The organism is Caballeronia sp. LjRoot31 (genome assembly GCF_964253885.1).
In the GTDB taxonomy this organism is placed as follows: domain Bacteria; phylum Pseudomonadota; class Gammaproteobacteria; order Burkholderiales; family Burkholderiaceae; genus Caballeronia.
On the sequence record NZ_CAXURX020000002.1, the window covers coordinates 36,288 to 48,573 of the forward strand.

11 protein-coding genes are annotated in these 12,286 nt (G+C 59.8%); 7 read left to right on the plus strand and 4 right to left on the minus strand.

Annotated features, from left to right (window positions below; translation table 11 throughout):
• Window positions 1-151 precede the first annotated feature (151 nt).
• From ACSQ8V_RS18640 to ACSQ8V_RS18650, 3 genes are all read left to right on the plus strand, one after another.
• Window positions 152-445 (plus strand): hypothetical protein, encoded by a 294-nt coding sequence (locus tag ACSQ8V_RS18640; protein ID WP_213764353.1) that lies wholly within the window; start codon window positions 152-154, stop codon window positions 443-445.
• A 264-nt stretch (window positions 446-709) separates the two neighbouring features.
• Window positions 710-1,648: a 3-hydroxyacyl-CoA dehydrogenase family protein gene (locus tag ACSQ8V_RS18645; protein WP_436206704.1), complete on the plus strand. Its 939-nt coding sequence runs from the start codon at window positions 710-712 to the stop codon at window positions 1,646-1,648.
• Window positions 1,645-2,265 carry a flavin reductase family protein gene (locus tag ACSQ8V_RS18650; protein WP_436206705.1) on the plus strand — a complete coding sequence of 207 codons (621 nt, stop codon included), beginning with the start codon at window positions 1,645-1,647 and terminating at the stop codon, window positions 2,263-2,265. Before ACSQ8V_RS18645 ends, ACSQ8V_RS18650 begins: the two co-directional genes overlap by 4 nt.
• Window positions 2,266-2,349: 84 nt before the next feature.
• Here ACSQ8V_RS18650 and ACSQ8V_RS18655 read toward each other — a convergent pair whose 3' ends face one another.
• Both ACSQ8V_RS18655 and ACSQ8V_RS18660 read right to left on the minus strand, forming a co-directional pair.
• On the minus strand, window positions 2,350-4,335 hold the full coding sequence (locus tag ACSQ8V_RS18655) for a methyl-accepting chemotaxis protein (protein WP_436206706.1): 1,986 nt from the start codon (window positions 4,333-4,335) through the stop codon (window positions 2,350-2,352).
• Between the two features lie 39 nt (window positions 4,336-4,374).
• Window positions 4,375-4,695, minus strand: coding sequence for a hypothetical protein (locus ACSQ8V_RS18660; protein WP_436206707.1), 321 nt, complete (start codon window positions 4,693-4,695; stop codon window positions 4,375-4,377).
• 93 nt (window positions 4,696-4,788) lie between these two features.
• On the opposite strand from ACSQ8V_RS18660, the gene ACSQ8V_RS18665 reads away from it, so the two are divergent.
• The 4 genes from ACSQ8V_RS18665 (at window position 4,789) to ACSQ8V_RS18680 (ending at window position 8,988) form a co-directional block, all read left to right on the plus strand.
• Window positions 4,789-5,967: a quaternary amine ABC transporter ATP-binding protein gene (locus ACSQ8V_RS18665; RefSeq protein WP_436206708.1), complete on the plus strand. Its 1,179-nt coding sequence runs from the start codon at window positions 4,789-4,791 to the stop codon at window positions 5,965-5,967.
• Complete coding sequence (gene choW / locus ACSQ8V_RS18670) at window positions 5,960-6,862, plus strand: choline ABC transporter permease subunit (RefSeq protein WP_213764358.1); 903 nt, start codon at window positions 5,960-5,962, stop codon at window positions 6,860-6,862. Before ACSQ8V_RS18665 ends, choW begins: the two co-directional genes overlap by 8 nt.
• Before the next feature lie 90 nt (window positions 6,863-6,952).
• Window positions 6,953-7,957 carry a GlxA family transcriptional regulator gene (locus tag ACSQ8V_RS18675; RefSeq protein ID WP_213764359.1) on the plus strand — a complete coding sequence of 335 codons (1,005 nt, stop codon included), beginning with the start codon at window positions 6,953-6,955 and terminating at the stop codon, window positions 7,955-7,957.
• Window positions 7,958-8,034: 77 nt separating this feature from the next.
• Window positions 8,035-8,988 carry a choline ABC transporter substrate-binding protein gene (locus ACSQ8V_RS18680; protein ID WP_436206709.1) on the plus strand — a complete coding sequence of 318 codons (954 nt, stop codon included), beginning with the start codon at window positions 8,035-8,037 and terminating at the stop codon, window positions 8,986-8,988.
• Between the two features lie 1,121 nt (window positions 8,989-10,109).
• Here ACSQ8V_RS18680 and ACSQ8V_RS18685 read toward each other — a convergent pair.
• Window positions 10,110-11,216, minus strand: a complete 1,107-nt coding sequence (locus ACSQ8V_RS18685; RefSeq protein ID WP_436183259.1) for a GlxA family transcriptional regulator — start codon at window positions 11,214-11,216, stop codon at window positions 10,110-10,112.
• A 289-nt stretch (window positions 11,217-11,505) separates the two neighbouring features.
• On the minus strand, window positions 11,506-11,640 hold the full coding sequence (locus ACSQ8V_RS18690; RefSeq protein ID WP_436183260.1) for a hypothetical protein: 135 nt from the start codon (window positions 11,638-11,640) through the stop codon (window positions 11,506-11,508).
• Window positions 11,641-12,286 lie beyond the last annotated feature (646 nt).

Consider the following 12,286-nt stretch of genomic DNA (forward strand, 5'->3'; position numbering starts at 1 on the left):
GAACACTTACAAGCGCTCACGTCGTGCAACCTTACGCCCGGCTAAAGTGGTTTCAACGACGCGGCACCTGACGGCACATCCGCCAACGGCTTTTCGTTCCGGCTGGCCGCGCGTCCTTAAACGAAATCAAGCTGAAAAAGGGAAAATAGTCATGAACACCTCACGCTCAATCCTTGCTGCGCTGCTGACCGGCGGCGCGCTCCTGACCGCTACGACCGCGTTCGCGCAGGTCGATAACGGGATGATCCACGGACCCGTGCCCGCGCAAGGTTATGCGCAGCCACGCATGGTGCAGGCCGCCGTGGTGATCAACCTCGGCTGGCATGGCGACCGCTATTGGGACGGCCACCGCTACTGGCAGCGCGACGAATGGATGCGCCACCACCCGCACGATCACGGTCCGGCGGGGTATCACCACGACGACCACGGCCACGATCACGGCTAATCGAGCCGATAACAGAACCCGTCGCTAACGCCGGCTTCCCGTAAGGGAAGCCGGCTTTTTTTCGCCTTTCGTCCCGTGTCTGGAGGGCTAGGCCGGCCGATCAGCTTCAAGTCATAGGCCATCTGCAGTCCCGCGCGATTCCAGACGCTGCGCTATTCTTGTTGGCGCGGCCTTGAGAGCCGCATCGGACAGCCTGGACGCATCCCTTTGGGGCTGAACCGGCTGTCGAATCGAAGCTCGGAATTTAAGCATTGCGGGGAAAATTTGAATCAAATCACTATCGGCGTGGTGGGCAGCGGCTTGATGGGCGTCGGCATTGCGACGCAAGCGGCGCTGCACGGCTATCCGACTATCGTTCATGACATAGACGCCGCGCGGCTTGCGTCGGTGCACGCAAAGGCAGAAGCAATCCTCGACGAATTGATCGACGCTGGCGTCTTCAATGCGGACGATAAACCGGACGTACTTGCGTGTATTGAAACTACAGATCAACTGGAAAGGGTGGCTACGGCGGGTTTCATTGTGGAAGCCATTCCGGAAGTGCTCGAACTGAAGAACCGCATCTACAGGGCGCTCGAACCGCTACTGCGCGACGACGCTATTTTCGCCAGCAACACGAGCGGCTTTCCGCCCGATCTGCTCGCGCAAGTGCTACACAACAAGTCGCGTTTTGTGATCGCGCATTTCTGGAATCCGCCGCACACCATTCCGCTGGTAGAAGTCGTGCCGGGCACCGATACCGATCCGGACATCACGCGCCGCACGGCTGAACTGATGACGGCTATCGGCATGGAACCGGTTGTGCTGACGAAGGCTATTCCAGGTTTTGTCGGTAACCGGTTGCAGTTTGCGGTGCTGCGCGAAGCGCTCGCCATTGTGCGTTCGGGCGCAGCGACGCCAGAGGTGGTCGACACCGTGATGAGGGCGTCACTCGGACGGCGTTATGGCATGGTCGGACCGCTGCAAAGCGCGGATCTCGGCGGGCTGGACACGTTGCTGGATATTGGCACGCACCTGATGCCGGAGCTGGCAAAGGACGAAGACGTGTTGCAACTGATGCGCGACCACGTGCAGGACGGGCGGGTCGGCGTGCGCAGCGGACAAGGGTTTTATGAATGGGACGACGCGCACCATGCGCGCGTGAAAGAAGGGCGCAAGCGCCTGATTCACCACACTGCAAAGAACACCGGAAAGCACCTATGAGCGATAACAACGCGGTTCATTTCTACAATCCCGACGAGGGTCACCAGCTACGTCACGATCCATTCAAGGCGATCGTCGCGCCGCGAGTGATCGGCTGGATTTCGAGCTGCGATCCGCGCGGCCATGTGAACCTCGCGCCCTATAGTTTTTTCGGCGCGTTCGCGACGTTCCCGTACATCATCGGATTCTCGAGCGAGGGGTTCAAGGACAGCATTTCGAATATCGAAGCGACCGGCGAATTCGTTTGGAATCTGGCGAGCAAACCGCTTGCCGAGAAGATGAACCAGACCTCGGCAACCGTGCCCCACGAAATCGACGAATTCGAGCTGGCGGGACTCACGAAAGCACCGGGCGTGAACGTGGCCGTGCCGCACGTGGCGGAGTCGCCGGCTGCGCTCGAATGCAAGTTGTTGCAGATCGTGCGGCTGAAATCCCTGGACGGCACGCCGATGAACAACTGGCTCGCCCTCGGGCAAGTGGTTGGCGTGCATATCCGGCGCGAGTTCCTGAAGGACGGCCTCTTCGATACCGCCGCCGCGCAGCCCATCATGCGTGCGGGTTATCGCGGGGACTACGCGGGTATCGGCGAAATGTTCGAGATGATCCGGCCGGGCTAGTGATGCGCCGAGGCGCGGCGTTACGAGGCGCGGCGTTAATTCGGCGCGGCGGTGTTCGAATCATCCGCCGCGCCCCGCTCGCCATTACAGCCTGAACACGCTCACGGCGCGGCTCAACTGTTCGGCTTGCTCAAGCAAGCCGGCTGTCGATTGTTCCGCCTCGCCGACCAGCGCCGCATTCTGTTGAGTCGCTTCGCCGATCTGCGCTACGGCAAGATTCACTTGCTCGATACCGCTCGATTGTTCGCGCGATGCCACGCTGATCTCGCCAATGATTGCGTTCACCCGCGCGACGCGCTCCACGATCCCGTTCATCGTGCCGCGGGCTTCTTCGGCGATCCGGTAACCATCGGCGACCCGGCCGACCGAGTCGGCGATCAGCGCCTCGATCTCCTTGACCGCTGCGGCGCTGCGCTGAGCCAGTCCGCGCACCTCCGACGCCACCACGGCAAAGCCCCTGCCGTGCTCGCCGGCTCGCGCGGCTTCGACGGCCGCGTTCAACGCCAGGATGTTGGTCTGGAACGCGATACCTTCGATCACCGACGTGATGTCTGAAATCTTGCGCGCGGACGCATCGATTTCCCCCATCGTCGCGACGACGCGGCCGACCGCTTCTCCACCGGCGCGCGCTGCATCGGATGCCGATGCCACCAGTTGATCCGCCTGCGCCGTGTTGGCGGCGTTCTGTTGCACGGTGGACGTGATCTGCTCCATGCTCGCCGCTGTTTCTTCGAGACTGCTGGCTTGCGTCGCGATGCGCTGCGCGATGTCGCTGCTGCCCGCCGCCATCCGTCCCGTGCCGTCCGACATATCCGACGACGCGCTGCGCACCTGCGTCACGATGCGCGCAAGACCGGTCGCAATCCCGTCGATGGCAATCATCAGCCGGCCGATATCGTCCTCGCGCGTGGTCGCGAGCCGCACGCTCAGGTCGCCTGCCGCGATGCGTTCGGAGGCCCGTGTGAGTTCCGCGAGCGGCCGCCCCACCAGCCGGGCTACCGCGAACAGCAGCACGGCCACGAACGCGGCGATCACCACTAGCCCGATCAGCAGGAAACGGTTGCGCGTGGCGTGCACGCCCGCGAGCAACTCGTCGCGATACGCAATCCCGCCAATCAGCCATTGCCATTCCGGAACCGTGCGAAACACGATTTCCTTCGCCCCGCCGTGCACCTTGGGATCGGCGGCGTCCGCGATCTCGGGGGCATCGAAGGAAAGACGGCCTTCTTTCGCGTCGAGCATCTGCTTGAACGGTGCGATGCGTTCATCGGCGAGCGGGGCAGTGCTACCCGCCACGCTCGTAGGACCGCCCACGCCCGGATGCACGAGCAGCTTGCCGCGATTCGGCCCATTCGATGCATCGACGACGAAGAAGTAGCCGTTCTGGCCGATCGTCAGGTCGCGAATGTTCTGCTGCAGCGTTGCGATTTCCGGTGTGACGTCCACGCCGACAAACAATGCGCCGATCACGCGGCCCGAGGAATCGGTGACGGGTTTGTACTCGGTGATGTACTGCTTGCCGAAGAGCGTCGCCATGCCGATAAAACGTTTCCCGCCCAGCATGGGCGCGTACGCCGGGCCTTTCCGGTCGAGCAGCGTACCGATCGCGCGTGCGCCGTCCTGCTTTTTCAACGACGTCGTCACGCGCACGAAGTCGTCGCCGGTGCGCGCGAACACCGTCGCGATTGCGCCGCTGCGTTCGAGGAACTGATCGGGAATCGAGAAATCCAGGTTCATCGGCTTGTCGCCGGCCTTGAATGTGGGTGTTGCGACGCCGCCGATATCCACCTTCTGCGTTTCATCGAGCGTGAAATCCGGGGGCAGGAAGCTTGAGAACAGCGTCATGTAGCGCTCGACTTCGGCGCTGACGGCTTTGTCGTAGAGGCGGATCATTGTGTCGATCGCGCGGTCGTCGTCGTTTATGCGTTCGAGCGCTTGTGCATCGATTTGCTGACCGGCCAGATGCGTGACCGCAATGGTAAACCCGGCTACGACCGTGGCCGCGAGGGTGCAGGCGAGGATGGCGAACTTCGCGCCGACACTGGCCCGGCGGATGTTGAATAGAGACATGGATGAACTGATCAAGCGAGATGTAGGGAAGATGAATGGTTAACGGCGCCGGCTCGGGGTTCTTGATCGCTCCGCTTCCGCCGCGTCCTGTTCACAAGCGCTGCAAAGCAGCCAAAACCCGACATCGTCCACGCGGCCACGTTCCTGGAATATGATGGCCCGACGGTAAAAACGCCTCCAACCCGGACGACACACCGGCGAAATTCCAAAAAAACTTAACGAAACGACCGTCCACTTGCTCTGGCGCGACATGAAAAAAAGCGCCAAAATCGGCTCGGCACTGCTCGCAAACCCTTGCCCCATAAGCCTCCGGCTTTCCATCTGCCAAAAAAAGAAAAACAAGGTGTCGTATTTCCACATGTGACTGTCGGAAATAGTCGGCAACCCGCACTTTTTTCTGGCAACTATGTATGCAGAGCGCGGACGCACGTCCGCCAACCAGGAGAGCGTTCGATGAATTCCCACAAGGTCGTGGTCGAAAACCTGTGCAAGGTGTTCGGCACGAGCCCGAAGCAGGCGATCGACATGCTTGCCGGCGGCGCAACGAAGGAAGAAGTTTTCGCCCGCACCGGACAGATTGTCGGCGTCCATAACGTGTCCTTCGAAGTGAAGGAAGGCGAGATTTTCGTGCTGATGGGCTTGTCGGGTTCAGGCAAATCGACACTGATCCGCCTCATCAACCGGCTGGTCGAACCGACTGCCGGCAAGGTGCTGATCGATGGCCGCGACGTGGCTTCGGTCCCGCGTTCCGAACTGACGTCGCTGCGCCGCAAAGACATGAGCATGGTGTTCCAGTCATTCGCGCTCATGCCGCAACGCACGGTGCTCTCGAATGCGGCGTTCGGGCTTGAAGTGGCGGGCATCGGGCGCAAGGAACGCGAGAAACGCGCGATGGCCGTACTCGAGCAAGTCGGTCTGGCGCCGTTCGCGCAGAAGCTGCCGGCGCAGTTGTCGGGCGGGATGCAGCAGCGCGTGGGGCTCGCGCGGGCGCTGGCCGTGAACCCGTCGCTGATGATCATGGACGAGGCGTTCTCCGCACTCGATCCGCTCAAACGCAAGGAAATGCAGAACGTGCTGCTCGATCTGCAACGCGAACAGCAGCGCACGATCATGTTCGTGTCGCACGATCTGGAGGAAGCGCTGCGCATTGGTACGCGCATCGCGATCATGGAAGGCGGCAAGGTCGTGCAGATCGGCACGCCGCAGGAAATCATCTCGAACCCCGCCGATGACTACGTGCGGGCGTTCTTCGAAGGAATCGACACCAGCCGTTACCTGACCGCCGGCGACCTGATGCAGACGGACGTGGTGCCGTTGATGAAGCACGGTTCGCAGATCGATGCATCGAGCGTTTCGCAGGCGCTCAACGGCAGCGCCGACTACGCGTTCGTGATGGACCACGAGCGCAAGATCCGCGGTTTCGTGTGCCGCGATGCGATCGGCCAGGCGTCGCCGGAAATCAATCTTATCGAATGCATCCAGCGCACCACGCCGCTTGATATTGTCGTCAGCCGGGTGGTCGCCAGCCACGCGCCGCTGCCGGTGGTCGAGGCGGACGGATCGTATTGTGGTTCGGTCAACAAGACGAATGTTCTCAAGGCCCTGACTCGGCATCGAGGTTCCCATGTCTGAAATTATCCCGCTCGGCACCTGGGTCGATCACGGTGTCAAATACCTGCTCGACCACGATGCAAATACCTTCGACGCGATCGGTAAAGTCATCGAGAGCTTTGCGGCGCTGGTCGAACACGGCCTGCAGGCCATTCCGATGTGGCTGATGATGGCGATTTTTGTTGGCATCGGCTTGTGGCGCGTCGGCTGGCGGTTTGCGCTATTCACGCTGCTGTCGTTGCTGCTGATCTATGCGACGGGCTTCTGGGACGAGATGGTGATCACGCTCGGCCTCACGCTGTCCGCCACGCTGATCAGTTTGCTGCTTGGCATTCCGCTTGGGATCTGGACGGCGAAGAGCAAGACCATCGAGACGATCGTGCGTCCGGTGCTCGACCTGATGCAGACCATGCCCGCGTTCGTGTACCTGATTCCGGCGGCCATGCTGTTCGGTCTTGGCCGCGTGCCGGGGATCTTGTCCACGGTTATCTTCGCGATGCCGCCCGCCGTGCGTCTGACGTCGCTCGGTATCAAGCATGTCAACCGCGAGATCGTGGAGGCGGGTCAGGCATTCGGCTGCACGCCGTGGCAACTGCTTTACAAGGTGCAGTTCCCGAACGCGCTGCCGTCCATCATGACCGGCGTCAACCAGACCATCATGATGGCGCTGTCCATGGTGATCATCGCTTCGATGGTCGGTGCAGGCGGTCTCGGCAACGACGTGCTGGCGAGTATTCAGCGGCTGGACATTGGGCTTGGGTTTGAGAGCGGCTTGTCGGTGGTGCTGCTCGCGATCATTCTTGACCGCATCACGGAAAGTTTTGGCCGGTCGCCGGGTATGGCGCGGGCGCCGTTGTTGTCGGGCATTCGCAGCGTGATGCGCGTGCGCCGTGCGCCGGCTACGCAGCGAGGTTGAGCAGCGAGGTTGAGCAGCAGAATCAAGCATCAGATGAGCGATTAGATCAGGCAGCGAAGTAGAGGCCAGGGCCCCAAGGATAAAAACCCGATGAAACGCGACGCGATGGTGCCGAACCGGATTCATCCTGCTGAGAATTCACCGTTATCGAAGCTGGCGCACTTCGGGTTCCTGACGTTGCCTAATTTTTCGATGATCGCGTTCACCAGCGCGATCGAAGTGTTACGCATGGCGAACTATGTTGGCCGGGCGGAGCACTACACGTGGTCGGTGATCACGCCGGACGGTGAACCGGCGCGTGCGAGCAACGGCATTACCGTGAAGCCGACTAAAACGCTGGCTGAAGCGGGCATGCCGGATGTGTTGATCGTGTGCGCGGGCTGGCATGTGCGCGATTACGTGGATGACAAGGTGATCGCGTTGCTGCAGCACGTCGCGGCGCAAGGCGTGCCGCTTGGCGGCGTGTGCACGGGTCCGTATGCGTTGCTCGCGGCGAACTTGCTGGATGGGTATCGATGCACGGTGCATTGGGAGGACATGTCGCCATTGCACAAGCGTTTCCCCGATGTGCGATTCGCCGATGAACTCTTTGTGATCGATCGTGATCGCGTGACCTGCACGGGCGGGACCGCGCCGCTTGACCTCATGCTGAACCTGGTTGGCCAGCGTCTTGGTCAGGCGCACGCGGCGCAGGTGTCCGAGCAGTTCATTGTGGAGCGGATTCGCGGCACGACGGATTACCAGCATATTCCCGTCGATGCCCGCGTCGGGTTTTCACGTGCCGAGTTGATTGAAGTGGTGCGGCTGATGGAGGCGAACATTGAAGAGCCTTTGTCGCTTGAGGAGCTTGCGCGGCTGGTGAAGCTTTCGCAGCGTCATTTGCAGCGCATGTTCAAGATGTTCCTGAGTGTTTCGCCGACGCATTATTACCTCACGTTGCGATTGCGGCGAGCGCGCGAGTTGTTACGTAATACCGATGCATCGATCTCGCGTGTGACGGCCGTGTGCGGCTTTCATTCGCCGTGTCATTTCAGCAAGGCGTACCGCGCGCAGTTTGGCCACGCGCCGAGTATTGAGCGCAGGCAGTCGGCTTGATGATCCATTTTTAGACGTGGTGCGCTCATTGGGGCGCGGCATCGTCGTGTCTGGTGGTTTCCAAAATAGGGAGAAACATGAAACTTCACGGAATCGCGTCGTCGTGCGCGCTGGCTGTCTTGCTGAATATCACGATGTCCGGTGGCGCGTTTGCGTCTGATCCGGCCACGTGCCAGAACGTCCGTTTCGCCGATGTAGGCTGGACCGATATTGCCGCGACTACGGGTCTGGCGACCACCGTGCTGCAGGGCCTTGGATATAAACCGACGAAGACCATCGCGTCGGTGCCTATTACTTTTGCCGGTATCAAGAACAAGCAGATCGACGTATTCCTGGGTTACTGGTCGCCGACGATGGACCCCATTGTCGAGCCGTTCCAGAAAGCCGGGCAGGTGAAGGTCTTGGCGGCGCCTAACCTGACGGGCGCGAAATACACGTTGGCGGTGCCGGACTATGCGTATAACGGCGGCCTGAAGTCATTCGCCGATATTGCCAAGAACTACGACAAGCTTGACGGCAAGATCTACGGTATTGAGCCGGGTAATGACGGCAATGCGTTGATCAAGAAGATGATCGATTCGAATCAGTATGGGCTTGGCAAGTTCAAGATGGTGGAGTCGAGCGAGGCGGGCATGCTGGTGGAAGTGGGTCGTGCGATTCGCGAGAAGAAGTGGATTGTGTTCCTGGGTTGGGAACCGCATCCGATGAACGTGACGATGAAGATTGATTATCTGAGTGGTGGGGATGACGTGTTCGGGCCGAACTATGGTGAGGCCAAGGTGTTGACGGTGACGCCGCCGGATTATGCTGCGCGATGCCCGAATGTGGCGAAGCTGGTTGATAATTTGCGGTTCTCGACGGACATTGAGAATCATGTGATGACGCCGATCATGAACAAGACTGATCCGAATGTCGCGGCCAAGCAGTGGCTGAAGGCGAATCCGGCGGTGCTGGATAAGTGGCTGGCGGGGGTGAAGACGTTTGACGGCAAGGACGGGCTGCCGGTGGTGAGGGCTTACGTAGCGCAGTGAGGGTTGCTCGCGCCGGTGGACCGAGGGGGTTTGCTGGTGCGAGTGGTCGGGGGGTGGGCGGGTTTGGTGGTTCGGGGGGTAGCGGTTGGGGTCAGTGCCGGGGTGGTCGGTTCTGGGGTTAGTGGTCGGGGTCAATGCCGGGTTGGTGCTTTCGGCCGTGGTGGTCTGCGAGAGTCGGATATTCTCTTTATCACTATTAGCCACTGTGCGTGGCGGCACGTCATTTCTTTGTCCAAAGCGACAAAGAAACGAAGCAAAGAAAGCGCTTTTAAACCACGCTACCCTAAGTGTCCACAGCGTGCAGTTTCTATTCATAGGTGCCCCAAAAGCACGGTGCTCGCCAGAGCGGAGGATGTGTGAACCCCTCCTTCTCGCGAATCCTGACACGAACACGCTTCGCCCCGTACGCTCTCGGGCAAGCACATTTGCTAAGGAATCCGCACGGCCATACGGGTATTTACGGCTCCGGTTTTGACGGGTTAGCTACCTGGTCTGTGTGACCGTATTCATTGGCCACAGCTTGATGCGTGTTTGTGTTTACTGCTTCAGTTTTTGTGAATTGGCTGCGCGTTCTGTACAGCTATTTTCGTCGGTTACGGCCTTACGCATTCTGCAGCATCGTTTCTTGGCGGGTTGGCTACATGGTTCGTTATGCATACAAATTTGGAGGGTGGTTCACGCGGATAGCGCGGGGTGGTCCTTGGGCAGGTTCAATCACTGGTGGCGAAGCGTGTGGGTATCCGTGTTCGGAGAAGGAGGGGTTCACACATCCGTCGCTCTGGCGAGCACCGTGCTTTTGGGGCACCTATGAATGAAAACTGCACGCTGTGGACACTTAGGGTAGAGCGGTTAAAGCGTTTTCTTTGCTTCGTTTCTTTGTCGCTTTGGACAAAGAAATGACGTGCCGCCACGCACAGTGGCTAACAGTGATAAAGAGAAAATCCGACTCAGGCAGACCGCTAACACCGAAAGCACCAACCCGGCATCAACCCCGACCGCTAACCCCAGAACCGACCACCCCGGCATAGCCCCCGACCACTAACCCCCGAGAACCGACCACCCCGACCTCCAACCCCCAAACCATGCCCCCCCGCCCAACCCCCGAACAGTGCGAACGCCCCCTAAATAGCCCGCGCCCGCCCCGGAAAAGTCTCATCAAAATCCGCGGCAAGGTCGAGCGTCGCAACGCTCGCTGCATCGTCCGCCGCTGCCGTGCCACGCTGCTCCCGATACATCATCGGCGCAAGCCCGAACTGCTTCCTGAACTCCCGCCCCAAATGCGACGCATCAGAAAAACCGCAACTCGACGCAATGTCCGCCACCGTCTTGTCCGAACTCGTCAGCAACCACGCAGCCGTGCGCAACCGAACCTGCTTCGCATAAGCCTGCGGTGCCTTGCCGGTCTCCGCCTTGAACAAACGCTCCAACTGCCGCGTCGATAAATCCAGCTTGTGCGCAAGCTCATCGAGCGTCAACGAACGCCCCACATGCTGCTCCATCAGCAAGATCGCGCGCTTCACTTTCGGATGCGTGGCAGGCGCAAGCCCCGGCGGATGCGGCTGCGGCGCATTGCCCTTCTGCATGTCGTCCACCAGCAAAATGCGCAACGCTTTTTGTATCGTGGCAGCCTCGAAATGGCGCAGCAAAATGGCCGCGGCAACATCAATCGACGCCCGTCCGCCCGAACACGTAATGCGCCGGTGATCCATCACGAACAAACGGTCCGCAACCAGCATCTCTTCATTCACACCCGGAAAACGCTCGACGAAATCCCAGTAGTGAAACCAGCTCACACAGATCCGATAACCCTCCAGCACGCCGGCCCGCATCAGGGAAAACACACCCGTGCAAATGCCGACAAGCGTGGCGTCCGTGGTCGCGGCGCGACGGATGAATTGCAGCGTGGCATCGCTCGCGCCCGCGCCGGAATGCAGCAGGCCACCCACGACCACCACATAGTCGAAAGACTCAGCCTTCTCGAAGGTTTCCCAAGGCGTGATCTGGATGCCGCAACTCGCCCGCACCGGCGCAAGCGTTTCCCCAATCACACTCCATGAGCACCGAACCGGCTTGCTGAAATCGCCTTCATCAGCCGACAGGCGCAATAAATCGACGAAGCCGGAAAATGCCGTCAACGTGAAATTCGGCAGCAACACAATGCCAAAACGGATGCGCTGTTTGGACGCCGTGTCGGGCGATTGAGGGGGAAGAAGGTCAGCGGGATTCATGCGCTTGCCATTGATGTGCAGCCGTCATTCGGGCCATAGGTGACGGGCGACATGGCGGCCCGGTAATCAATCAGCATATCACCGTCATTAACTGGTTTGAAATGCCGGAATTCACGCGGGCATCGAGGCGCTCGGGATTTTTGATACCCCTTCCACATAATCCGGAAAGGAAAACGACTTGCCCCCTTGGTCAGGGCAAGCCGTTTCCGATAGCCGGCTGCGTACCCGGCTATTTCCGAAAGCATTAAAGCGGGTTTAGTACGAGCTGGATACTGGCTTGGCGACCTGATTAATGAGCAGCGTGCTTGACGTGCTTGGCCTTCGTGTACTTGTGGTGATGATGCGGCTTTGCATACGACACAGCCGGTGCAGCAACCGCCGCAACAATAAGGACCGCGAGGACTTTCTTCAGAATATTGTTCATGGGGCGAACCTGATGGGCGAGAGTTTGATGACGGTTGATTCAAGCGCATTCAAAAATGCCGGCACAGTGTATCGCAGCGATTCTTCAACCCGGAAAGGGTAAATAAGACCTGCGTTGCAAGTGTTGTATAACCGCCGACACGTAAATCTTGCGCCGATTTTCCGCCTCCGCTCCTGCCCGATTTGTTGCATTACCCCACGTACCAAGATCGAAACAGCGCCATGCTGCGCTTAGCTGCCTGAACCGCTAGCTGTCACCGGGGCTCCCGGTCCGCTCGGCGTTGCGGTACCCATGCCGGTTTGCGTTCCTGTTGATGAAGTCTTGGCGTGCTTCATCTTCTTCTGGTGCGACATGCCAGGATTTGCCGTCGTTCCCGCCGACTGGTTAGTGGTCTGAGCGTTGTCACCAGCCTGTAAGCCTGTGCTTGAACTCGGCGGATTGGTTTGGGCGAAAGCCGTGCTGGAGATGCAAAGTACGGCGCCGATCGCGCATGTCCTTGAGAGTGCCATTGAGAATTGCTTCATGCCTGGTTTCCTTTCTGTAAGACGGGCGAGGAGACGTCCATAGGTTGTCGACAGCGGGCAAGCGGACGCTCACTAGCTTGCTCGACAGCCTGTTCAGCATGCGACGTGCCACCACTATGGCG